Annotated in this window: 20 protein-coding genes and 2 pseudogenes; 15 read left to right on the forward strand and 7 right to left on the reverse strand. The window is 72.6% G+C overall.

Translation table 11 applies throughout. The annotated features are described in order from the left end of the window. Positions 1–5 precede the first annotated feature (5 nt). The 4 genes from BLW82_RS10330 (at position 6) to BLW82_RS10345 (ending at position 3,560) form a co-directional block, all read left to right on the forward strand. Positions 6–1,460 (forward strand): SulP family inorganic anion transporter, encoded by a 1,455-nt coding sequence (locus tag BLW82_RS10330; RefSeq protein WP_093507977.1) that lies wholly within the window; start codon positions 6–8, stop codon positions 1,458–1,460. 143 nt (positions 1,461–1,603) lie between these two features. Beyond that, a complete protein-coding gene (locus BLW82_RS10335) occupies positions 1,604–2,440 on the forward strand; it encodes a slipin family protein (RefSeq protein WP_093498509.1) in 837 nt (278 codons plus the stop codon). A gap of 64 nt (positions 2,441–2,504) precedes the next feature. Continuing rightward, positions 2,505–3,359, forward strand: a complete 855-nt coding sequence (locus tag BLW82_RS10340) for a polysaccharide deacetylase family protein (protein WP_093498510.1) — start codon at positions 2,505–2,507, stop codon at positions 3,357–3,359. A gap of 18 nt (positions 3,360–3,377) precedes the next feature. Next, positions 3,378–3,560, forward strand: coding sequence for a hypothetical protein (locus tag BLW82_RS10345; protein ID WP_093498511.1), 183 nt, complete (start codon positions 3,378–3,380; stop codon positions 3,558–3,560). Here BLW82_RS10345 and BLW82_RS10350 read toward each other — a convergent pair. Together BLW82_RS10350 and BLW82_RS10355 are read right to left on the reverse strand one after the other, a co-directional pair. After that, positions 3,552–3,830: pseudogene (locus tag BLW82_RS10350) on the reverse strand (ABC transporter); the annotation flags it as partial. The gene BLW82_RS10345 and the pseudogene BLW82_RS10350 sit on opposite strands and share 9 nt — an antisense overlap. Next, positions 3,821–4,213 (reverse strand): annotated as a pseudogene (locus BLW82_RS10355) (ATP-binding cassette domain-containing protein); the annotation flags it as partial. The pseudogenes BLW82_RS10350 and BLW82_RS10355, both read right to left, overlap by 10 nt. A gap of 148 nt (positions 4,214–4,361) precedes the next feature. On the opposite strand from BLW82_RS10355, the gene BLW82_RS10360 reads away from it, so the two are divergent. The 5 genes from BLW82_RS10360 to BLW82_RS10380 all read left to right on the forward strand — a co-directional run bounded on the left by BLW82_RS10360 (position 4,362) and on the right by BLW82_RS10380 (position 10,237). Continuing rightward, positions 4,362–5,063 carry an aminoacyl-tRNA hydrolase gene (locus BLW82_RS10360; protein WP_093498512.1) on the forward strand — a complete coding sequence of 234 codons (702 nt, stop codon included), beginning with the start codon at positions 4,362–4,364 and terminating at the stop codon, positions 5,061–5,063. A gap of 281 nt (positions 5,064–5,344) precedes the next feature. Then, positions 5,345–6,613, forward strand: a complete 1,269-nt coding sequence (locus tag BLW82_RS10365; protein ID WP_093507978.1) for an MbnB/TglH/ChrH family RiPP precursor modification enzyme — start codon at positions 5,345–5,347, stop codon at positions 6,611–6,613. A 138-nt stretch (positions 6,614–6,751) separates the two neighbouring features. Beyond that, a complete protein-coding gene (locus BLW82_RS10370) occupies positions 6,752–7,561 on the forward strand; it encodes a DUF4142 domain-containing protein (protein ID WP_093498513.1) in 810 nt (269 codons plus the stop codon). Between the two features lie 96 nt (positions 7,562–7,657). Continuing rightward, positions 7,658–8,437, forward strand: a complete 780-nt coding sequence (locus tag BLW82_RS10375; protein WP_093498514.1) for a TIGR04222 domain-containing membrane protein — start codon at positions 7,658–7,660, stop codon at positions 8,435–8,437. Between the two features lie 153 nt (positions 8,438–8,590). Further along, entirely contained in the window at positions 8,591–10,237 is a 1,647-nt protein-coding gene (locus BLW82_RS10380) for an alpha/beta hydrolase (RefSeq protein ID WP_093498515.1), read from the forward strand. 6 nt (positions 10,238–10,243) lie between these two features. Here the strand turns inward: BLW82_RS10380 and hemQ are convergent, their stop codons facing one another. Both hemQ and hemG read right to left on the reverse strand, forming a co-directional pair. Then, entirely contained in the window at positions 10,244–10,975 is a 732-nt protein-coding gene (hemQ, locus tag BLW82_RS10385; RefSeq protein WP_093498516.1) for a hydrogen peroxide-dependent heme synthase, read from the reverse strand. A gap of 5 nt (positions 10,976–10,980) precedes the next feature. Next, positions 10,981–12,426, reverse strand: a complete 1,446-nt coding sequence (hemG, locus tag BLW82_RS10390; protein ID WP_093507979.1) for a protoporphyrinogen oxidase — start codon at positions 12,424–12,426, stop codon at positions 10,981–10,983. 156 nt (positions 12,427–12,582) lie between these two features. On the opposite strand from hemG, the gene BLW82_RS10395 reads away from it, so the two are divergent. Next, positions 12,583–13,476 carry a DUF4349 domain-containing protein gene (locus BLW82_RS10395; RefSeq protein ID WP_093498517.1) on the forward strand — a complete coding sequence of 298 codons (894 nt, stop codon included), beginning with the start codon at positions 12,583–12,585 and terminating at the stop codon, positions 13,474–13,476. A gap of 37 nt (positions 13,477–13,513) precedes the next feature. After that, positions 13,514–14,899: an FAD-dependent oxidoreductase gene (locus BLW82_RS10400; protein WP_093498518.1), complete on the forward strand. Its 1,386-nt coding sequence runs from the start codon at positions 13,514–13,516 to the stop codon at positions 14,897–14,899. Between the two features lie 109 nt (positions 14,900–15,008). Here the strand turns inward: BLW82_RS10400 and BLW82_RS10405 are convergent, their stop codons facing one another. Continuing rightward, a complete protein-coding gene (locus BLW82_RS10405) occupies positions 15,009–15,311 on the reverse strand; it encodes a hypothetical protein (protein WP_177232907.1) in 303 nt (100 codons plus the stop codon). A 121-nt stretch (positions 15,312–15,432) separates the two neighbouring features. Between BLW82_RS10405 and BLW82_RS10410 the strand changes: the two genes are divergently transcribed. Beyond that, entirely contained in the window at positions 15,433–16,263 is an 831-nt protein-coding gene (locus tag BLW82_RS10410) for a rhomboid family intramembrane serine protease (RefSeq protein ID WP_093498519.1), read from the forward strand. Between the two features lie 9 nt (positions 16,264–16,272). Here BLW82_RS10410 and hemE read toward each other — a convergent pair whose 3' ends face one another. Next, the gene (hemE, locus tag BLW82_RS10415; RefSeq protein WP_093498520.1) at positions 16,273–17,340 is read right to left on the reverse strand and encodes a uroporphyrinogen decarboxylase; all 1,068 of its coding nucleotides are present in this window, start codon (positions 17,338–17,340) and stop codon (positions 16,273–16,275) included. A 108-nt stretch (positions 17,341–17,448) separates the two neighbouring features. Between hemE and BLW82_RS10420 the strand changes: the two genes are divergently transcribed. From BLW82_RS10420 to BLW82_RS10430, 3 genes are all read left to right on the forward strand, one after another. Further along, entirely contained in the window at positions 17,449–18,135 is a 687-nt protein-coding gene (locus tag BLW82_RS10420) for a DUF3000 domain-containing protein (RefSeq protein WP_093498521.1), read from the forward strand. A gap of 321 nt (positions 18,136–18,456) precedes the next feature. Continuing rightward, positions 18,457–19,116: a helix-turn-helix transcriptional regulator gene (locus tag BLW82_RS10425; protein ID WP_093498522.1), complete on the forward strand. Its 660-nt coding sequence runs from the start codon at positions 18,457–18,459 to the stop codon at positions 19,114–19,116. Positions 19,117–19,439: 323 nt separating this feature from the next. Then, a complete protein-coding gene (locus tag BLW82_RS10430; protein ID WP_093498523.1) occupies positions 19,440–20,720 on the forward strand; it encodes a ribonuclease D in 1,281 nt (426 codons plus the stop codon). Here BLW82_RS10430 and BLW82_RS10435 read toward each other — a convergent pair. After that, positions 20,717–21,460 (reverse strand): TetR/AcrR family transcriptional regulator, encoded by a 744-nt coding sequence (locus BLW82_RS10435; RefSeq protein ID WP_093498524.1) that lies wholly within the window; start codon positions 21,458–21,460, stop codon positions 20,717–20,719. The two genes, BLW82_RS10430 and BLW82_RS10435, sit on opposite strands and share 4 nt — an antisense overlap. Positions 21,461–21,749: the final 289 nt, after the last annotated feature.

Consider the following 21,749-nt stretch of genomic DNA (forward strand, 5'->3'; position numbering starts at 1 on the left):
CCACGATGACCAAGTTCCCTTACATACGTCAGGACTTCGCCGCCTCTCTCGTCGTGTTCCTGGTCGCGCTCCCGCTCTGCGTGGGCGTGGCCGTCGCCTCCGGTGTCCCGGCCGAACTCGGCCTGGTCACCGGCATCGTGGGCGGTCTCGTCACCGGGATGCTGCGGGGCAGCAGCCTTCAGGTGTCGGGGCCGGCCGCCGGTCTGACCGTGCTCGTCTTCGAGGCGGTGCGGGAGTTCGGGCTGCCGCTGCTCGGGGTGATCGTGCTGGTCACCGGTGTCCTCCAGATCGCCATGGGTGTGCTGCGGCTGGGGCGCTGGTTCCGGGCCATCTCGGTCTCCGTCGTCGAGGGCATGCTGGCCGGAATCGGTCTGGTGCTGATCGCCGGGCAGCTGTATCCGGCGCTCGCGGCCAAGGCTCCCGAGTCCGGCCCCGGGAAGATAGCCGGGCTGCCCGGGGCGTTCCTGGACGCCCTCGGGGACGGCGCGGCGCTCGCCTCGCTCGCCCTCGGCGCGGGCACGGTCGCGGTCCTGGTGCTGTGGAAGTACGCCCCGGCGAAGGTGCGGACGGTCCCCGGACCGTTGGCCGCCGTCGGCCTCGCCACCCTGGCCGCCTTCCTGCTGAGCCTCCCGGTCGCCACCGTCGAGGTGCACGGGCTGCTGGACTCGGTCCAGCCGCCCCCGCTGAGCGCCTTCGGCGAACTGGCGAGCACCGGGCTGATCGGCACGATCGTCGCGTTCACGCTGATCGCGTCCGCCGAGTCGCTGTTCAGCGCGGCGGCCGTGGACCGGCTGCACGACGGTCCGCGCACCCGGTACAACCAGGAGCTGATCGCCCAGGGCGCGGGCAACGCGCTCTGCGGGGTGCTCGGCGCGCTGCCGATGACCGCAGTGATCGTGCGCAGCGCGGCCAACGTCCAGGCGGGCGCCCGCACCAAGGCGTCCCGGGTGCTGCACGGCGTCTGGCTCCTGCTGTTCGCGGCCCTGCTGCCGGGAGTGCTGGGATACATACCGATCCCGGCGCTCGCCGGAATCCTGGTCTACTCGGGCGCCAAGCTGATCCCGGTGCGCGCGCTGGCCGTGCTCTGGCGCGAGCACCGGGGCGAGGCGGTCGTCCTCGTCGTCACGGCGGTCTCGATCGTCGCGGTGAGCATGTTCGAGGGCGTGCTGATCGGGCTCGCCCTGTCGATCGTCAAGACCGCCTGGGAGGCCTCGCACCTCAAACTGGAGGTCGTCGACAAGGGCGCGGGACCGATCGACGCCCACCTGTCGGGCAACGCGACCTTCCTGCGGCTGCCGAAGATCCTGGACAGCCTGGAGGCGCTGCCCCAGGACCGCCCGATCCGGGTGGACCTCTCTGGGCTGCACCACCTCGATCACGCCTGCCGGACCGCTTTGGAGAGCTGGGCCCAGCGGCACAGCGACGCGGACACCGAGCCGGTGAGGGTCACGGCCGCCTGAGCCGGCGGCCGCCCCGGACCGGGGTGCCGACGCCCCTCGGCACCCCGGCCCGGACCAGCTGCCCGGAGCCGTGGCCCCGACCGTCCCACCGGGCATATCGTTGCAGCAACAGACATATCGGGCCTCTCTGACTGGGGGTCGTGATGGTTCAGGAGCTGCTGGTCGCGGTGGTGGCGGCGCTGTGCGTCGGCGCGCTGTACCTGGCCGCCGGTGCACGGGTCGTCAAGCAGTACGAGCAGGGCGTGCTGTTCCGGCTCGGCCGCGTCTCCGGTGACGTGCGGACGCCCGGCTTCAATCTGGTGATCCCGTTCGTGGACCGGCTGTACAAGGTCAACCTGCAGATCGTGACGCTGCCGATCCCCGCCCAGGAGGGCATCACCCGCGACAACGTCACCGTGCGCGTGGACGCGGTCGTCTACTTCCGGGTGGTCGACGCGGTGAGCGCGCTGGTCAAGGTCGAGGACTACAAGTTCGCCGTCTCGCAGATGGCCCAGACCTCACTGCGGTCCATCATCGGCAAGAGCGACCTGGACGACCTGCTGTCCAACCGCGAGAAGCTCAACCAGGGCCTGGAGCTGATGATCGACAGCCCGGCCGTGGGCTGGGGCGTGCAGGTGGACCGGGTCGAGATCAAGGATGTGTCCCTGCCGGACACGATGAAGCGCTCGATGGCCCGCCAGGCCGAGGCCGACCGGGAGCGCCGGGCCCGGATCATCAACGCCGACGCCGAACTCCAGGCCTCGAGGAAGCTGGCCGAGGCGGCCCAGCAGATGGCGGACACCCCGTCGGCCCTGCAGCTGCGGCTGCTGCAGACGATCGTCGCGGTGGCAGCCGAGAAGAACTCCACCCTGGTCCTGCCGTTCCCGGTGGAACTGCTGCGGTTCCTGGAGCGGGCCGGTGGCCGGCAGCCGGGGCCGAACGGCGACGCCCCGGCCGAGATCGACGAGACCACCGCGCGGACGGGGCCGCCGCCCGGGTGACCCAGGGCCGTGCCGCCCGTCGCGCCATACCCGAAAATCGGACATACCGACCTACGTTCGTACGGTGATCCGACTAGCACGCCGTCTTACCGGTACGACCACCGTATGTGTCGCCCTGGGCGCCGCGCTCGCCGCCTGTGGCACCACCGAGGCCCCCCACCCCGGCCCCCCGGCTCCCCCCAGGGCCTCCTCCTCCGCCACCCCGCCGCCCACGCTCGCCCCCGGGCCCGGCGGTACGGCCCCCGTCTTCACGAACGGTCCGCGCACCCTGGGCAAGACCGTCGCCCTGACCTTCGACGCCGACATGACCGCCGACCAGGGGCCGCGCGCGGCCAAGGGCGAGCACTTCGACAACCCTGCGCTGATCGCGACCCTGCGCAGGCTGAAGGTGCCGGCCACGATCTTCATGACCGGCCGCTGGGCCGACGAGTACCCGGCCCAGGCCCGTTCGCTCGGCCGCGATCCGCAGTTCGAGGTCGCCAACCACTCCTACAGCCACTACGCGTTCACCGGCGACTGCTACGGCCTTCCGAGGGTCGCCGCCGCGAACATGAAGTCGGACGTGGAGCGCGCCTACGCCGCCCTGCTCCGCGCCGGGGTGCCGCACCCGATGCCGTACTTCCGCTTCCCCGGCGGCTGCTACGACCGGCAGGCGCTGCGCGCGGTCGGCGCGCTCGGGGTCACCGCGGTGCAGTGGGACGTGGTGAGCGGGGACGCCTTCGCGACGGACGCCGACGCGGTGACCAAGCAGGTGCTGGACGGGGTGAAGCCGGGTTCCGTGGTCGTCATGCACTGCACCCGCAGCGCCGCCCCGACCACCGAGCAGGTGGTACGGACCGTCGTACCGGAACTGCGCAAGCGGGGCTTCCGGTTCGTGAAGGTCTCCGAGCTGATCGGGCAGACGCCGGGTCACCGGTGACCGTCCTACGCTGGAGGCATGAGCGACGAGGGCTACTGCACGACCGACGAGGCCGAGAAGCCGCCGGCGGCGGAGGGACCGCCGTACGCGGAGTGCGTGCTGTGCCGGGAGCCGACGGAGTACCCGGAGTCGTACAAGGGCATCACGTTGTGCCCCCGGTGTGAGTGGCAGGAGGCCCAGCGGGCCGCCTGTTCAGGATGAGCGGCGGCCGTTGAGGGCGCAGGCCAGGGTGAAGGCCGCGGCGGTGAGCAGGACCGCCGTGGCCACCGGCAGGGGGGAGACGGGGATCCGGCCCGACTCCGAACCGGTCACCAGACCGCTGACGGCCGCGTGTGCCGGGGACCCCCCGACCACCACGGCGAGCAGCGCGGCCAGCAGCATCGTGGGCACCGCCCGGCCCGGCGAGCGCAGCAGCGGGCGGTTGGTGAGCGCGCCGACCGCGGTGCCCAGCAGTGCGCGGGCGAGGTGCCCTTGGAGAGCTGGGCCATGGGCGTGGCCGCGTAGGCCGCGGCGCCGAACCGCTCCAGCCAGGTCGCTGCGCGGGCGGCGGCCGACCTGCGGGAGAGGCCGTGGACGGTGCCGAGATGGGTGAGGTAGCCGGCGGGGGTGAAGGGGAGGGCGGAGGGGAAGCGCTCGGGGACGTACGCGGTACGGGGGCGGCCGGTGACGCGGCCCTCGGTGGGGGTGTCTATGCCGGCGACGATGCGGAGCAGGGTGGACTTGCCGGTGCCGTTCGCTCCTTCCACGCGGGTGAGGGAGCCGGGGGTGAGGGTGAGGTCGACGTCCCTTGACACCCAGGGGCCGCGTATGCCGTAGCGGCGGCCTACGCCGGCCAGTTCAAGATCACGGTGCATGGGGACATTGTCGTGCGATCCCGCCGTGGGAGCGTGCACCGTCTCGGACCGCGGTCGCGTTGTGGCTGGTCGCGCAGTCCTCCCCCAGCCTTCGGCCGGGGGGGTGGCCCCCAGCGCCCCTTAGGGTGAGGGGGTGAGCGTTGATTCCATGTCACCCGGCGACAGCCCGTTCAAGACGGAACCCACCGCGCGTGACGAAGCACCCCAGTTCGTGCTCCCTCTCGTCGTGCGGATAGAGAAGTCGGCACCGCCTGCGCGGACCGACGCACTCGAAACCGCTGCCCGGGCCGTGCTGAGCATGCTCAGTGACGAGCGGGCTCTCGGCGACGGGGAGTGGGCACAGGCCGTTCGGGACTGGGAGGACGCGCGGATCCGGAAGGTCGTGCGGCGGGCCCGGGGGGCCGAGTGGCGGCGGGCCGGGGAACTGCCCGGGATCACCCTCACGGGGAAGTCGGCCGAGGTACGGGTGTTCCCGCCGGTTCCCCTGGACGGGTGGCCCCGGGACCTGGCGAAACTGCAGGTGTCCGGGACCGAGCTGGACGACCCCGAGCCGCCGGGGCGCGCCGACCGGTCCGTGCCCGTGCTGTGGCTGAACCCCGAGCTGGAGATGTCGGCCGGGAAGGCGATGGCGCAGGCCGGGCACGGTGCCCAACTGGCCTGGTGGGCGCTGTCGGAGGAGGAGCGGGAGGCATGGCGCGACGCCGGGTTCCCGCTCGCCGTGCGGGCCGCCGATCCGGCCGCATGGCGTGAACTGACGAGCAGCGGGCTGCCGTTGGTGCGGGACGCCGGTTTCACCGAGATCGCGCCGGGCAGCTGCACAGTGGTCGCGGACCATCCGGCACTGCGCTGACCTCGCCCTTTTTGGCGTCCCTGGCGAACTTTGCCGTCTGTTTGAACGTCGTCGCCGCCCCACCCGTACGTCCTGGCACTGAACCGGCGACCCGGAGGACTCCGAGGGCGGGGTCCTCGGCCGGCAGCGCCCTCGGCCGGTGGCTCGAGAGCTCCCCGGAGCGCGACGGCGAACCTCAAATGTTGCTCTGAAGCGGCAGACAACACGGTTCGCGGCCGCGCTCCGGGGCCATACCCCCGTCATCCGGAACAGGTCGGGGCAGGAGGGGGACGACCATGACCCTGGAGCGGCTGGGCACGGGCATCGGCTGGCGGCCGGAGATCGCGGACGCCGTGGAACGCATGCCGGGCATCGACTGGGTCGAGGTCGTGGCCGAGAACACCTGCCCTGGCCACCTCCCCGAGTCGCTGCGGCGGCTGCGCGAGCGCGGGGTGACGGTCGTACCGCACGGTGTCTCGCTGGGCCTGGGCGGCGCGGACCGCCCCGACGAGGATCGGCTCGCCGCGCTCGCCGAGCGGGTGGCGGCGCTCGGTTCGCCGCTGGTCACCGAGCACATCGCGTTCGTCCGCGCGGGCGGCCCGGCCATGGCCTCGCCCGTCCTGGAAGCGGGCCACCTGCTCCCCGTCCCGCGCACCCGGGACGCCCTCGACGTGCTCTGCGCGAACGTCCGCATCGCCCAGGCCGCGCTGCCCGTGCCGCTCGCCGTCGAGAACATCGCCGCGCTCGTCTCGTGGCCGGGCGAGGAGATGACCGAGGGGCAGTTCCTGTACGACCTCGCCGACCGTACCGGGGTACGGCTGCTGATCGACGTGGCGAACCTGCACACCAACCATGTCAACCGGGGCGAGGACCCGGCCAAGGCTCTCGCCGAACTTCCCGTGGAGGCGATCGCCTACGTCCACGTCGCGGGCGGCTTCGAGCGGGACGGTGTCTGGCACGACAGCCACGCCCACCCGGTGCCCCCGGCGGTCCTGGACATCCTGACCGGCCTCGCGTCCCGGGTCGCGCCGCCCGGAGTCCTGCTGGAGCGGGACGAGAACTTCCCGGAACGGGAGGAGCTGCAGGGGGAGCTGGCGGCGATCCGGGCGGCGGTCTCGGCCGGGGGCGCGGTGGCCGGCGGCCCGTGGGTGCCCTCGCCGCTGGCTGCCGCCCCCGACGTCCCCGGCGCCGTCCGGCAGCGGGTCGGGCTCGCGCAGACCGCGATGCTGTCGTCGCTGGTCGCGGGGACGCCCGTGCCGGAGGGGTTCGACCGGGCGCGGATGGGGGTGCAGGCACGGGCGCTGGCGGCGAAGCGGGCCGACGTGGTGGCGAAGGTGGCGCCGGAGCTGCCGGAGATCCTGGGGGCGGGATACCGGACGGCGTTCCTGGCGTACGCGCAGGAGCGGCCGATGACGGGGGGCTACCGGCGGGACGCCCTGGAGTTCGCGGGCGCGCTGCTGCGGGCCGGGGACGGTTCCTCTCACCGGCGGCTGGAGCAGTGGTGGCTGGAGCGGGCGGGGGCGGCACCTCGGCGGTCCCTGGCGCGGAGGGTGCTGCCAAGGCACGGCTAGTGCCCCGGGGGCGGGGGAACTGTGTGACCAGCCACAAAGCCCCCGCGGCCGACCGACCGACGGCACCCCTGCGGCGGCCCCTCGGTAATATGCCAACCCCGCACGGCGAAGCCCCCACCGTGCGGTGCAGGAGGCATCATGCGTGCGCGACCCCGACCCCCCGTCCAGGGACGAGGCATATTCAGCGGTACCGGGCTGATCGTCGTCTGTCTCGCGGCGACCCTCGCCGCCCTGGTGTTCCCGATCTGGTCGTACGCCGACCGCTCCGACCCCACCGGCTCGGTGAACGTGCTCAGCGCCCAGACCGTGTCGACGGCGTACGGCCCGCTGTCCGCGCAGGACCGGGACTTCGTCGTGAAGGTCCGCCTCGCCGGGCTCTGGGAGCTGCCGGCCGGCGAGATGGCGGAGCAGAAGGGCACCACGGCCGCCGTACGGACGGCCGGGCAGCATCTCGTCGACGGGCACACCTCCCTCGACGCCCACGTCCGCACCGTCGCCACCCAGCTCGGCGTGCCGATCCCGAACACGCCGAACGTCCAGCAGCAGCAGTGGCTCGCCACGCTGAACGCCGCGCAGGGGCAGGACTTCGACCGGGAGTTCGCGAACATCGTGCGACTGGCGCACGGCCGGGTCTTCTCCGTGGTCGCCCAGGTCCGCGCCGCCACCCAGAACACCCTGGTCCGCGATCTAGCCGACGACGCCAACAGCACCGTCCTGGACCACATCAAGGTCCTGGAGGCGACCGGTTACGTCGACTTCGGGACGCTGGCCCAGCAGTTGGCCGGCACGCCCTCGCCCGTGGCCGCACCGCCCGTCGTCGCCCCGGCGGACGCGACCCCCATCGCACCGGGGCCGACGTCGGCGCCGTCTCCGACGTCGGCGCCGTCCCCGACGTACACGCTGCCGCCCGCCACCGCCAGTCCGGAGCCGGCCGCCCAGAACCCCTGACCTGCACGGGAAACGGAACGTCACATACCTACAACACTCGGTCCGCAATGTGAACAGGGCATGGCGGTGGCCAGGACCCTGGCATAGAAACATGTCATGTTCTGGGTCCTTCTCCTGCTCCTGGCCTGGGCCGTCGCCGGCACCGCCTGCACCCGGCTGTGCCTGGCCGCCGTACGGACGGCGGCCGCCGACGCGGACGCGGGCCACGGACACGATCTGACGCTGTACGAGGCCGCGTTCCTGTCCGGCGGCCCCGCGCGGGTCGCCGATGTGACGCTGGTCTCCATGGCCCGGCAACGGCGGCTGCTGCTCGCCCACACCGGCTGGGCGACCGTCGTGGACCCGCGGGGGCGGGACGAGATGGAGCGGTCGGTGATAGGGGCCATCGGACCCGAGGGCCAGTCCCGGATAGCCCCGGTGCGCTCGGCGGCGGCCGACACGGACGCGGTGCGCAGTCTCGGCGAGGAGCTGGTGCGGGCGGGGCTCGCGGTGCCCGACGCGGCGGCGCGGACGACGGTCGCCTCCGGTGTCCGGCAGGTCCGGGCCGCCGCGCTGGCGATCCTCGGGCTCGCCGTCGTGGCGCTCACGCTGCCCGCTCCGACCGAGATGCCGCGCGACCTGGTCGCCGTCTGGTTCGCGCTGCCCCTCACCCTGACGCTGAGCTGCCTGGCCATCGCCCGGGTCGAGGTGCACCCCTACTCGCGCTGGGCCTCGCCGGCCGGCCAGCGGCTGCTCGGCACGTTGCACCGGCGGGCGAACCGCGCGGCCGACGACCACTCGTTGCTGGCGTCCGTCGCCGTCCGGGGCATCCGCGCGATCGGCGAACCGGAGCTGCGTGCGGCCTTCGCACACCGGGACCAGCTGCCGCGGGAGTGAGCGGGGGCGCATAGGGGGCATTGCGCCGACACCGGCCCGATGGTGCTTGCCTTCACCGACAACCGGTCGAAATATCCCTTTTATTGCTGCCGTGCAGTCGCTGCGGTGTCCTTGCCGCCACGCCACCGCAGCCGTTGCACCGAAGGGATACGCATGAAAGCCCCCGCCCTGTACTCGGCCGCCGGGTCCCTGATCCTGACCGCCCTGGCCGCCGCCCCGGCCGGGAGCGCCCCCCGCGTCCCGGACACGGCGGCGGCCGAACTGCACGGCACCGCCGTGGCCGCCGCGCGGGCGCGCGTGGCGGGCATCGACTTCGGCAGGTGTGCCGCCGACCTGGAGGCGCCGGACACCTTCCGCTGCGGCACGGTGAGCGTCCCGCTGGACTACGCGCACCCGGACGGCAAGCAGATCCGACTGACCGTCAGCCGCGTGGTGGCCACCCACAAGGACCCGCACAACAGCAAGCGCCGGGTCCCCCGGCAGGGCGTCCTGGTCTACAACCCGGGCGGCCCCGGCGCCTCCGGCATGCTGTTCCCGATGATCGGCGCGCAGCCCGAGTGGAAGCGCATCGCCGCCGCCTACGACCTGGTCGGCTACGCCCCGCGCGGCGTCGACCACTCAGCCCCGCTGTCCTGCGTCGACCCCAAGCACTTCTACAAAGCGCCCTCGCAGTCGCCGGCACACCCCTCCGAGGAGTACAAGAAGGCCCGGATCAAGGAGGCGAAGGCGTACGCCCAGGGCTGCCTGAAGCGCTCCGGGAGCAGGCTCCGCCACTACACCTCGCTCAACAACGCCCGCGACCTGGACGTGCTGCGCGCGGCGCTCGGCGAGAACCGGCTGACCTTCATGGGTGCCTCCTACGGCACCTACTTCGGCGCGCTGTACGCGACCCTCTTCCCCTCGCACGTACGGCGGATGGTGCTGGACTCGGCGGTGAACCCGGACCCGTCGCAGGTCTGGTACCGGAACAACCTGGAGCAGTCCGCCGCGTTCGAGAGCCGCTGGGCCGACTTCCGCGAGTGGATCGCCAGGAACGACGCCGTCTACAAGCTCGGGAACACGGCCGCCGAGGTGCAGGCGAGTTACGACAAGGCGAGCAGGCGGCTGGCCAAGAAGGCGGCCGGCGGGAAGGTCGGGCCGGGGCAGCTGCAGGGCGCGTTCCTGTCGGCCGGGTACTACGACGACTTCTGGCCGAGCCGCGCGCAGGCGCTGTCGAGGTTCCTGCACGGGGACGCCAAGCCGTTGGTCCGGCTGGCGGCACCTGCGGCGGAGACGGCCGCCGAGGCGGAGAACGGCAACGCGGTCTACACGGCCGTCGAGTGCAACGACGCGGCCTGGCCGACGAAGTGGGCGGCCTGGAACCGGGACAACACCCGGCTCGCGCGCGTGGCGCCCTTCGAGACCTGGGACAACGCCTTCATGAACCTGCCGTGCGCCTACTGGCCGGTGCCCCGGCAGCAGCCGCTGGACGTGCGCACGGGCCCCGGCGAGCTGCCGCCGACGCTCATCCTGCAAGCCGAACGGGACGCGGCCACACCGTACGCGGGCGCGCTGGAGATGAACCGGCGCCTGTCCGACTCGGTGCTGGTGACCGAGCGGGACGCGGGCACGCACGGCATCGGCGGCGGCCCCAACAAGTGCGTGAACGGCTACCTGGAGGCCTACCTGCTGGAGGGCCGGCTCCCGCAGCGGCACGCCTCGTGCGCGGGGCACGCGGAGCCGAAGGCGACCGCGCCGGCCGACCATGCCCGGCGGAAGAACCTGCGGGACTCCCTGAAGGGCAAGACCGGCCGGCACTGACAAGCGTCAGGCGAGGCCCGCGACCAGATCGGCCACCGACTTGCGGCGCCCGGTGTAGAAGGGGACCTCCTCGCGGACGTGCCGGCGGGCCTCGGAACCGCGCAGGTGGCGCATGAGGTCGACGATGCGGTACAGCTCGTCGGCCTCGAAGGCCAGCACCCACTCGTAGTCGCCGAGGGAGAACGAGGCGACCGTGTTGGCGCGCACGTCCGGGTAGCCGCGGGCCATCTTGCCGTGGTCGGCGAGCATCCGGCGGCGGTCCTCGTCGGGCAGCAGGTACCAGTCGTACGACCGCACGAACGGGTACACGCTGACGTAGTTGCGGGGGGTCTCGTCGGCGAGGAACGCCGGGATGTGCGAGCGGTTGAACTCGGCGGGGCGGTGCAGCGCCATGTTCGACCACACCGGCGTGAGCGCGCGGCCCAGCTTCGTGCGGCGGAAGAGGTTGTACGCCTCCTGGAGCTGGTCGCTGGTCTCCGCGTGCCACCAGATCATCAGGTCGGCGTCGGCGCGCAGCCCCGAGACGTCGTAGGTGCCGCGGACGGTCACGTCCTTGGCGGCGAGCTGGTCGAACAGCTCCTGGACCTCGTCGGCGTAGCCCGCGCGGTCCTCGGGCAGCACGTCCTTCAGCTTGAAGACCGACCACAGGGTGTAGCGGATGACCTCGTTGAGGTCCTTGGCCAGCTTGCCCTTGTTCGGGATCCTGCCGGACTCGGTGGTGGAGGCGTCGTCACTCATGGTCCCTATTCTCCCGCTCCCCCGTGCAGGCTCTGCACCGGGTTGGCCGTCAGCTCCTCGACGCCCCTGAGGTCGCCCGCCAGCTGGTCCACCGCCGCGTACGCGCTCGCGATGCAGGCGGGGATGCCGACACCGTCGTACTGCGCGCCGCACACCGCGAGGCCCGGGAGTCCGGCGACGTGCTCGCGGACGCGGGCCACGCGCGCGTGGTGGCCGACCGGGTACTGGGGCAGGCCCTCGGTCCAGCGGGTGACACGGGTGGCGACGGGGGTGGCGTCGATGCCGGTGGCCGCGCGCAGGTCGTGCCGGGAGAGGTCCACGAGCTCGCGGTCCTCACGGTCGAGGACCGCGGTCTCGCCGTAGCGGCCGACCGAGGTGCGCAGGACGACGGTGTCCGGGTCGTCGTCGGCGATCCAGCCCCACTTCTGGGAGGCGAAGGTGGACGCCTTGATGGTGCGGCCGTCCACGGGCGGGACGAGGAAGCCGCTGCCGGCGGGCAGGTCGAGCCCGGCGCGGCGGTAGGCGAGGGTGATCAGGGCCATCGAGGCGTACTCGACGGCGGACAGCTCGGCCGCGGCGGCGGGTGCCTCGGCGCGCAGCAGGCCGGCGGCGACGGGCGCCGGTACGGCGACGATCACGGCGTCGGCGTGCAGCTCGCGGTCGGCCGTGGTGATCCGCCAGCCCCGGGGTTCCCTGCGCAGTCCGGTCGCGGGCGTGCCGGTGCGGATCTCGCCGCCGCGGGCGCGCACCGACTCGGCGACCGCGCGCGGCAGGGTGCCGACACCGCCCTCGATGCCCATGAACACCGGCCCGGTCTGCTGGTTCGCCGCCGCCTTGGCCTGGATCTCCCGGACGGCCTCCGTGAGCGAGTCGTGGGTCCGCGCGGCCTGGTAGAGCTGCGGGACCGCGGAGCGCATCGAGATGCGGTACGCGTCGCCCGCGTAGACCCCGCCGAGCAGGGGCTCGACCAGCCGGTCGACGACCTCCCGGCCGAGGCGCGCGGCCACGTACTCGCCCACCGCCACGTCGTCGCCGACCTCGGTGCGGGGCAGGTCGGCGTCGCGCTCGATGCGGGCGAGACCCTCGTCGGACAGCACCCCGGACAGCGCGGCGGCGGTGCCGGGGACGCCCATGACATGGCCCTTGGGCATGGGGCGCAGGGCGTCCCGGGTCCAGATCGCGGCCGTGGCGGTGGCGGGGGCCTGCAGCCGCTCGCCGAGCCCGGCCTCGCGGGCGAGGGCGACCGCCTCGGGCCTGCGGGCCAGCATCGACTCGGCGCCCAGGTCGACCCGCACGCCCGCGATCTCGCCCGGCAGCAGCTTGCCGCCGACTCTCTCCGAGGCCTCGAGCACGGTCACGCGCGCGCCCCGCTCCAGCAACCGGTGGGCCGCGGCCAGCCCCGCGATCCCGGCTCCGATGACGACGACCTGGCCCATGCCCGTTGCGCTCATGAGGCCCACTCTCTCAGACCCCGCCGACAGCCCCGCTCCGGCCCGGTGACCCGTACGCGTCCGGACCGTGACCGCACCGGGACCGTCGGCCCCCGAACGTCCCGCGCCGCCCCGGCGTCGAAGTCGCGTCAGTCGTCACCACCCCCGGGGGGAACCATGCGCCATCCCGTACGACCCGCCTTCGCCGGCCTTCTGCTCGCCGCAGCGCTCGTCCTCACCGGATGCGGTGCGCACGCCACCTCCGACAGCAGCAGCTCGGCCGGCGATGCCAAGGCCGGCGCGAACAGCGCCGCCAAGGAGGCGGCGGGCTCCGCGGGCGCCAAGGACGGCGGCAGCGGGGCCGACCGGACCGCACCCGACCTCACGGTGACCCGGATCATCCGCACCGCCTCCCTGACCGTGCAGGTCAAGGACGTGCCGAAGGCCCTCGACGCGGCCCGCACCACGGCCGAGGACGCCGGCGGCTACGTCGGCGACGAGACCACCACCCGGGACTCCGGTGGCCGTGAACGCACCCGCGTGGTCCTCCGGGTGCCCGCCGGGAAGTACGACCAGGTGCTCGGCGACCTCCAGGGCGCCGGCAAGCTGATCGAGCGCACCGCGAAGGCGCAGGACGTCACCGACCAGGTGGTGGACGTGGACAGCCGGGTCAGGTCGCAGCGGGCCAGCGTGGCCCGGATCCGCGAGCTGATGGACCGGGCGGCCAAGCTCAGTGACGTGGTCACCCTGGAAGGGGAGTTGAGCAGCCGGGAGGCCGACCTGGAGTCGCTGCTGGCCCAGCAGGCGTCCCTGAAGGACCGCACGAGCATGGCCACGATCACGCTGTCCCTGACCCCGACGCCGGTTCACCGGGCGGCGAAGGACGACTCGCCGGGGTTCGTGGACGCCGTGTCCGGCGGCTGGCACGTCTTCGTCACCATGCTGCGCTGGATCGTCCTGGCCCTGGGCGCGGCCCTGCCGTTCGCGGTACTGGCGGCCGTGGCGGCGCTGCTGTGGTGGAAGCTCCTGCGCAGGCGCCGTTCCCCCGCGCAGCCCGGTAGCGAGACCTGAGCGAGCCCGAAATGACCGCGCCCCGTAGCGTGTTCGCATGAGCATGAACGGTGGGCGGGAACGACTGGTCGTGATCGGTGGTGACGCCGCGGGCATGTCCGCGGCGTCCCAGGCGCGTCGGCTGCGGGGACCGGACGAACTGGAGATCGTGGCCTTCGAGCGCGGCCACTTCACCTCCTACTCGGCGTGCGGGATCCCGTACTGGGTCGGCGGCGACGTCGGGGAGCGGGACGAGCTGATCGCCCGCTCGCCCGAGGAGCACCGGGCCCGCGCGATCGACCTGCGGATGCGCACCGAGGTCACGGAGATCGACGTGGCCGGGAAGCGGGTACGCACGCGTGACGTCGATTCCGGCGCCGAGTCCTGGACGCCGTACGACAAGCTCGTCATCGGCACGGGCGCCCGCCCGATCCGCCCCGACATGCCGGGCGCGGACGCGCCGGGGGTGCACGGCGTGCAGACCCTGGACGACGGCCAGGCCCTCCTCGACACGCTGGCACGCACGCGTGGCCGCCGGGCCGTGGTGGTCGGCGCCGGATACATCGGCGTCGAGATGGCCGAGGCGCTGATCAACCGGGGCTACGAGGTGACCGTCGTCAACCGCGGCAGCGAGCCGATGTCCACGCTCGACCCGGACATGGGCCGCCTGGTGCACGGGGCCATGGAGGGCCTCGGCATCACCATGGTGAACGACGCCGCGGTCACGAAGATCCTCACCGGCCAGGACGGCAGCGTGCGCGCGGTGGCCACGGAGGACGCCGAGTACCCGGCGGACGTGGTGATCCTGGGCATCGGCGTCCGCCCGGAGACCGGCCTCGCCGAGGCGGCGGGCCTGCCCGTCGGACAGCACGGCGGCCTGCTCACCGACCTCGCGATGCGGGTGCGCGGACACGAGGACATCTGGGCGGGCGGCGACTGCGTGGAGGTCCTGAACCTGGTCTCGGGCCAGGAGCAGTACATCCCGCTCGGCACCCACGCCAACAAGCACGGCCAGGTCATCGGCACCAACGTGGGCGGCGGCTACGCCACGTTCCCGGGTGTCGTCGGTACGGCGGTGAGCAAGGTCTGCGACCTGGAGATCGCCCGCACCGGCCTGCGCGAGAAGGACGCCCTCCGGGTGGGCCTGCGGTTCGAGGCGGTCACCATCGAGTCCACGAGCCGCGCCGGCTACTACCCCGGCGCGAACCCCATGACGGTCAAGATGCTCGCGGAACGCCGCACGGGCCGCCTGCTCGGCGTCCAGATCGTCGGCCGCGAGGGCGCGGGCAAGCGGGTCGACATCGCGGCCGTCGCCCTCACGGCGAACATGACGGTGGAGCAGATGACGGCCCTGGACCTGGGCTACGCACCACCGTTCTCCCCCGTGTGGGACCCCGTACTGGTGGCGGCGAGGAAAGCCACGGCGAAGGTGCGAGCTTCCTGACAGGCCTCAGGGCCACCTACCCAGGGGCGCGGGGCGTACCCCGCACCGAGGTCGATGTGCGGCTCCGCCGCGGGGCGCGACCAGCCACACCCGCACCCCGCAACGGCGGTCAAGCCGTCCCACTGATCCGCGGCAACGAAGTGACCCCCGCCCCTCCCGGCGCAGCCACGGCAGCCGGCTGCTCGGCCCCCGCCCGTGCATGCGCCGCCGCCGGTCGCGTCGACCGCAGCCGGTTGCTCACCGCCTCGTCCAGCGTCACCGGCCGCTGCATCTGCGCGGCGAGCCGCCCCGCCTCCTGGCCGAGCCGTGCCACGTCCTCCCAGGGCAGCCGTACGACAAGGGAGATCTCGGCCTCACCGTCGGGCAGGGCCTGCATGGGAGGGAATGCCTGGGGAGTAACCCGCTCGTTCATCGCCTGTTCCTCACGTCGCCTGAGCCTCACGTCGGTCGCAAGGACATACGCACGCGCGGGTGACGACGTTCACCGGGGGTCGCCGCGCATCGAGCGCCCCCGCCCTGGGCACTAGTCAGCTGTGGTCATCCCCGTTCATGACGTGAACCCGGTGCGTCGCACGCCGTACGTGACGTACGCGCTGATCGCGGCGAACGTGCTCGTCTTCCTGTTCACCCCCGGCATAGCCGGCTCGGTGGCCGGCGGCAGCGATCTGGCGCAGCTGTGTCATCTGCAGGCTTTCATGGACCACTACGCGGCGGTCCCGCGGGAGCTGATCCACCATCAGATGCCGCAGGTGGTCCCGACCGGCCAGGTGGGCATCGGCCGGAGCGGCCCCGGCTGTGTCGTCGGCCCGCCCGGCTACGACAAGTCACCCGCGCTGTCGGTCTTCACGGCGATGTTCCTGCACGGCAGCTGGCTGCACCTGCTGGGCAACATGCTGTTCCTGCTGATCTTCGGCAACAACGTCGAGGACCGGATGGGCCACATCCGTTTCTTCCTCTTCTACGTCTTCTGCGGCTACGCGGCCGGCTACGGCTTCGCACTCCTCAACGCCTCGTCGGGCGACCCGCTGATCGGCGCGTCCGGCGCGATCGCCGGTGTCCTCGGCGCGTACCTGGTCCTCTACCCGAGGGCCAGGGTCTGGGTGCTGGTCCCGTTCCTGATCTTCCTGCCGCTGCCGCTGCGGCTGCCGGCCTGGCTGGTGCTGGGCTTCTGGTTCGTGCTCCAGGCCGTCTACTCGTCCGGCGAGGGCGTCTCGGACGCCGGGACCGTGGCGTACGCGGCGCACATCGTCGGCTTCCTGGTCGGCATGGTGCTCGCCTGGCCGCTCAAGCCGGGCACGCCTCCGCCGCCGGAGCCGCGCGGCCTGCTGTTCGGCAGGCGGGCCCGGCCCCGGCACGGCTGGTAGCGGAGCAGATCAGCGCTCGCTCTCGGTGTGGACGAACTCGACGAGGCGGGTCAGCGCGTCCGGGTCGGTGGCCGGCATCACGCCGTGCCCCAGGTTGAAGACATGGCCTTCGAGACCGGCGGCCGCGTCGAGCACCTCGCGTGCCTTGGTCTCCACCACGTCCTTGCCGGCGAACAGGACGGTCGGGTCGAGGTTGCCCTGCAGCGCCTTGCCGGGGCCGACGCGGCGGGCGGCCTCGTCGAGCGGGACCCGGTAGTCGACGCCGACGACGTCCGCGCCCGCCTCACCCATGAGCTTCAGCAGTTCGCCGGTGCCGACCCCGAAGTGGATGCGCGGAACGCCGTAACCGGCGACGGACTCGAAGATCTTCGCGGAGGCGGACAGCACCGAGCGGCGGTAGTCGGCGGGTGCCAGCGCCCCGGCCCAGGAGTCGAAGAGCTGGACGGCGGAGGCGCCGGCCTCGATCTGCACCTTGAGGAACGCGGACGTGATGTCGGCCAGGCGGTCGATCAGGTCGGCCCAGAGCTCCGGGTCGCCGTACATCATCGCCTTGGCGTTCTCGTACGTGCGCGAGGGGCCGCCCTCGACGAGGTAGCTCGCGAGGGTGAAGGGGGCGCCGGCGAAGCCGATCAGCGGGGTCGGGCCGAGCTCGGCGGTGAGCAGGCCGATCGCCTCGGTGACGTACCAGACGTCCTCGGGGGTGAGGTCGCGGAGCCGGGCGAGGTCGGCGCGGGTGCGGATCGGTTGCGCGATGACCGGACCGACCCCGGGCTTGATGTCGACGTCGATACCGATGGCCTTGAGCGGGACGACGATGTCGCTGAAGTAGATCGCCGCGTCCACCTTGTGCCGGCGGACGGGCTGGAGGGTGATCTCGGCGATCAGTTCGGGCCGCGTGCACGACTCCAGCATCGGAACGCCCTCGCGCACCTTGTGGTACTCCGGCAGCGAGCGGCCGGCCTGTCGCATGAACCACACGGGGGTGTGCGGCACGGGTTCACGCCTGCACGCCTTCAGGAAGGCACTGTCGTACGTCGCTGTCGGCTGCTGGCCCGCGGGGCTTCCGTTCGCACTCACAACGGCAAGTCTCGCACGCGCCGGACACCGGGCCCGCGCCGCCCTTACATGGTCCTTAGGTGGTGTCTCTCCCTGCGCGAAGGCGTCGTTCCCCTTACTCTTCCCCGCATGGCTGCGGCTCAGGGACGACTGTCGGACGGCGCTGGCGGGATGGGCGAGGGGAAGGACACCGAGGAGGACGAAGGGCATACCGGGAGTGCGGCGCCACCGGTACCGCCGGCCTTCCGGGCCGCGGTCGAGGCGCTGCGCGGTGCCCGGCTGCGGCCGCAGGTCGAGGTGGAGCCGACGCCCGCCCCGCAGCGTCTGGCCCCGTTCGCGTACGCCGTGGAGGCGGCGGTGGTCGACGGTGAGCAGGATCTGGCCGACGGGCGTCTCGTCCTGCTGCACGACCCGGCCGGGCACGACGCCTGGCACGGCACGTTCCGGCTGGTCACGCTGGTCCGCGCGGAGCTGGAGCCGGAGATGGCGGCCGATCCGCTGCTGCCGGACGTCTGCTGGGCGTGGCTGACCGGTGCGCTCCAGGCGCGCGGCCTGTCGTACGGCGAGCCGAGCGGGACCGTGACGCGCGCCAGTTCGCACTACTTCGGCGGGCTGTCCGCGCGCCCCGCCGCCTCGCAGATCGAGATCCGGGCCTCCTGGACGCCCCGGGAGGGCCGCACCGGCGTCCCGGACACCGCCGCCCATCTCGCCTCCTGGTGCGATCTGCTGGCGCAGGTCGCGGGCCTGCCGCCGGCCGCCCCCGGCGACGCCTCGGTGGTCACGCTGCCGCAGCGCCGGGACCCGCAGGCGCGCTGAGCCGCACCGTCGCGACCGGGACCCGTCCACCCGGGTCCCGTCGAATCACCCTGTCCACCCGAGTCCCGTCGACTCACCCTTCATTGACCATCCCTTTGTCGATACGGCCACTTTCTGTCCCGTACGGCAACGGCCCGAACCGATTCGATCTTCGGATGATCGATCGCGTGTCCGAATTGCACGTATTGTTACTCACCAGATCGTGATCATTCTCTAAAGGCGGACGGGTTTGGTGCCGAAGACGACTGTGACCTTGAAAGCACGGTTCGTCCCGGCTTCTTCCCCACAAGCCGGCCCCGTCCCCCCACCCCAGGAGGCCTGGTGTCCGTTCTCCTAGAGCAGCCCGCAAGCCTGGTCGCCTACCGCCCGAACAAGCCCACCGCCATGGTGGTCGTGGCCGACCCGCGCGTCCGTTCCACCGTCACCCGCCACCTGTGGGCGCTCGGTGTGCGCGACGTCATCGAGGCCTCGTCCATCGCGGAGGCTCGTCCCCGCATCGGCAACCCCCGCGACATCTGCGTCGCCGACGTCCACCTCCCCGACGGCTCCGGCCTGACCCTCCTGTCCGAGACCCGCGCGGCGGGCTGGCCCAACGGCCTGGCCCTGTCCGCCGCCGACGACATCGGCGCCGTGCGCAACGCCCTGGCCGGCGGCGTCAAGGGCTACGTCGTCACCGGCACCCGCACCAACATCGGGCTCCCCACCCGACCCGGTGCCGCTCCGATGGGCTCCGCCGCCCGTATGCACCGCCGCCCCCCGGGTGCCCCGAGCCACCCGGGCGGCTACCGCGAGCTCTCCGGCCGCGAGGTCGAGGTGCTCCGGCTGGTCGCCGAAGGCCAGTCGAACAAGGCGATCGGTGTCTCGATGGGGCTGTCCGCCCTGACCGTCAAGAGCCACCTCGCCCGCATCGCCCGCAAGCTCGGCACGGGCGACCGCGCCGGGATGGTCGCCGTGGCCCTGCGCACCGGCATCATCCACTGACCGATCCACCTCCGACGGCCTGCCGCTGTCGGCGCCTACCACTGATGGCCCACCACCGACGTCCGACCGTCGACGGCCGGACGCCCGCCGTCGGCCGCACCGGTCACCGACCACCGATCGCCGGTGACTGACGGCCGGTCACCGACCGGTCACACGTTCACCGACGGGACCGACCGGCCGCCGGCCCGGCTTCGCCCCGTAACCTGTTGTCCCCCGTTCGTGGACCTGATCTTTCACCGGCCTGACTGGTTTACGACCCTCCGGCGCCCGTCGACGGAACGTTCCGTCGACGGGCGCCGTCCACACACAGATACCCTTGACATGTGACGGACGCCCAAGACACCGCAGCAGACAGTTCACTGCGCACCACCGGGGGCACCCCTCCGGACGACGCCGGATCTTCTGTGACGGGGGCACCGGTCCCTTTGCTGGAGCCCCGTGAGGGCATTCCGCCGGTGGTCGTGGACGAGGCCTCGCTGGCCGGCGTGATCGCCGCCTTCGCCGCCGGCTCCGGACCCGTCGCCGTCGACGCCGAGCGCGCCTCCGGCTACCGCTACGGCCAGCGCGCCTACCTCGTCCAGCTGCGCCGCGAGGGCGCCGGGACCGCGCTGATCGATCCCGTCGCCTGCCCCGACCTGTCCGGCCTCGGCGAGGCACTGGCCGGCGTCGAGTGGGTGCTGCACGCGGCCACCCAGGACCTGCCCTGTCTGCGCGAGATAGGCATGACGCCCAGCAGCCTCTTCGACACCGAGCTGGCCGGCCGGCTCGCCGGGTTCCCCCGGGTCGGGCTCGGCGCGATGGTCGAGGGCGTCCTCGGCTTCGTGCTCGAGAAGGGCCACTCCGCCGTCGACTGGTCGACCCGGCCGCTGCCCGAGCCCTGGCTGCGGTACGCGGCACTGGACGTCGAACTGCTCGTCGACCTGCGGGACGCCCTGGAGAAGGAGCTGGACCGGCAGGGGAAGCTGGAGTGGGCGCGGCAGGAGTTCGACGCGATCGCGGCCGCGCCGCCGGCCGAGCCGCGCAAGGACCCCTGGCGCCGCACGTCGGGTATGCACAAGGTGCGCAGGCGCCGACAGCTGGCGGTGGTACGCGAGCTGTGGCAGACCCGGGACCGGATCGCCCAGAAGCGGGACGTGTCGCCGGGCAAGGTGCTCAGTGACGCGGCCATCGTGGAGGCCGCCCTGGCGCTGCCCGCCAACGTGCACGCGCTCGCGGGGCTGAACGGCTACGGCCACCGGATGGGACGGCGGCAGCTGGAGCAGTGGCAGGCGGCGGTGGACCGCGCCAAGGCGCTGCCGGACCCCGCGCTGCCGCAGCCGGGACAGCCCGTGACGGGACCGCCGCCGCCCCGGGCGTGGGCGGACAAGGACCCCGCCGCGGCGGCACGCCTGTCGGCGGCCCGGGCCGCGGTCTCGGCGCTGGCCGAGCAGCTCACCATGCCGCAGGAGAACCTCATCGCGCCGGACACCGTCCGCAGGCTCTGCTGGGAGCCGCCGCAGGTGGTCGACGCGGAGACCGTGGGGGCCGCGCTGGAGGGGTACGGCGCCCGGCCCTGGCAGGTGGAGCAGGTGACACCGGTGCTGGTGGCTGCGCTGTCCGCCTAGGCGGACGGCGGCTCACGGTCCTCCGGGACCGGTTCGTCCTGCGGCGGTTCCAGGTCGGCCGGATCGGCCTGGGCGGCCTGGTCCTCCAGGAACCCGGTGTAGAGGTACCTGCCACGGTGCACGGAGAAGTCGATCTCGGGCAGGAGGTCCGGAACCGCGATCGCGGTCAGCAGATTGCGGTACATGCGGGAGATCCGCGCCTCGACATTGCGCATGTGCCGGTCGAGGGTGTTCGAGATGAGCACCACTCCGGCCCAGTTCCCCGCGATCTGACAGGCCTGTTCCTCGACATCGACGAAAGCCTTCAGCTCACCGCGTCGCCGCGCCTCCGTGAGCTGCCCGGTGTTGAAAGCGATCCAGTCCGGCCACGGAGTTCCGTAGGTCTCCGGCGCATTGCTGTGGAACGACAGCTGCAGAGCGGCCCGAAGGGCGTTCTCGCGGGAGATCCGGTGGGCCAGGATCATTCCGATGTCGACCACTTCCTGGAGCATGATCCGCTGTTCCCGCAGGCCGTCCATGGTCAGCGTGTTGTGCATGATGGCCGTCGCCACTTCGATCTTTCCGCCCGGGAAATGCCGGTAGAAGGCCCCTTTGCTGGTCCGTGCGGCGGTGATGAGATCGCCGACCGACGTGCCTTCGTAGCTGTCCTTCACGAAAAGCGCGCCGGCGGTGTCGAGGATTCGCTGCCGGGTGTCGATGGCGCGTTGCTGCTGGCGTCGCGGCCTGCGCGGGTTGCTCATTCGATCTCGCCTTCGAGGCCCACCAACGGGTTCATGACCGAACGGGCTTCGTCCGGGAAAGCCGCGCACGGATGTCGGGACGCCCCCTCGCGTACGCGCTGATCAGCGTCCAGATACTACCGCCGTCGCGCCGGGCACCGCCCGCGACCGGCCCTCGCTTGACGTGACCGCGCCCGGGTTCCAGACTGGCGAAGACAGAACAGACCGAACGGTCCCTTCTAGCCGGGAGACCGTCATGACACCACAGGCATCACGCCCCCTCGGCCGACCGAACGACCTGGGCAACCGT

It is taken from the genome of Streptomyces sp. Ag109_O5-10 (genome assembly GCF_900105755.1).
Lineage (GTDB): Bacteria > Actinomycetota > Actinomycetes > Streptomycetales > Streptomycetaceae > Streptomyces.

Bases quoted from the DNA above. Each gene is read 5' to 3' on its own strand.
- hemG (WP_093507979.1), bottom strand. From the start codon at position 12,426: ATGAGCGCAACGGGCATGGGCCAGGTCGTCGTCATCGGAGCCGGGATC.
- BLW82_RS10360 (WP_093498512.1), top strand. From the start codon at position 4,362: ATGTCACCCGGCGACAGCCCGTTCAAGACGGAACCCACCGCGCGTGAC.
- BLW82_RS10380 (WP_093498515.1), top strand. From the start codon at position 8,591: ATGAAAGCCCCCGCCCTGTACTCGGCCGCCGGGTCCCTGATCCTGACC.
- BLW82_RS10400 (WP_093498518.1), top strand. From the start codon at position 13,514: ATGAGCATGAACGGTGGGCGGGAACGACTGGTCGTGATCGGTGGTGAC.
- BLW82_RS10435 (WP_093498524.1), bottom strand. From the start codon at position 21,460: ATGAGCAACCCGCGCAGGCCGCGACGCCAGCAGCAACGCGCCATCGAC.
- BLW82_RS10330 (WP_093507977.1), top strand. From the start codon at position 6: ATGACCAAGTTCCCTTACATACGTCAGGACTTCGCCGCCTCTCTCGTC.
- BLW82_RS10375 (WP_093498514.1), top strand. From the start codon at position 7,658: ATGTTCTGGGTCCTTCTCCTGCTCCTGGCCTGGGCCGTCGCCGGCACC.
- BLW82_RS10335 (WP_093498509.1), top strand. From the start codon at position 1,604: ATGGTTCAGGAGCTGCTGGTCGCGGTGGTGGCGGCGCTGTGCGTCGGC.
- BLW82_RS10420 (WP_093498521.1), top strand. From the start codon at position 17,449: ATGGCTGCGGCTCAGGGACGACTGTCGGACGGCGCTGGCGGGATGGGC.
- hemQ (WP_093498516.1), bottom strand. From the start codon at position 10,975: ATGAGTGACGACGCCTCCACCACCGAGTCCGGCAGGATCCCGAACAAG.
- BLW82_RS10370 (WP_093498513.1), top strand. From the start codon at position 6,752: ATGCGTGCGCGACCCCGACCCCCCGTCCAGGGACGAGGCATATTCAGC.
- BLW82_RS10395 (WP_093498517.1), top strand. From the start codon at position 12,583: ATGCGCCATCCCGTACGACCCGCCTTCGCCGGCCTTCTGCTCGCCGCA.
- BLW82_RS10405 (WP_177232907.1), bottom strand. From the start codon at position 15,311: ATGAACGAGCGGGTTACTCCCCAGGCATTCCCTCCCATGCAGGCCCTG.
- BLW82_RS10345 (WP_093498511.1), top strand. From the start codon at position 3,378: ATGAGCGACGAGGGCTACTGCACGACCGACGAGGCCGAGAAGCCGCCG.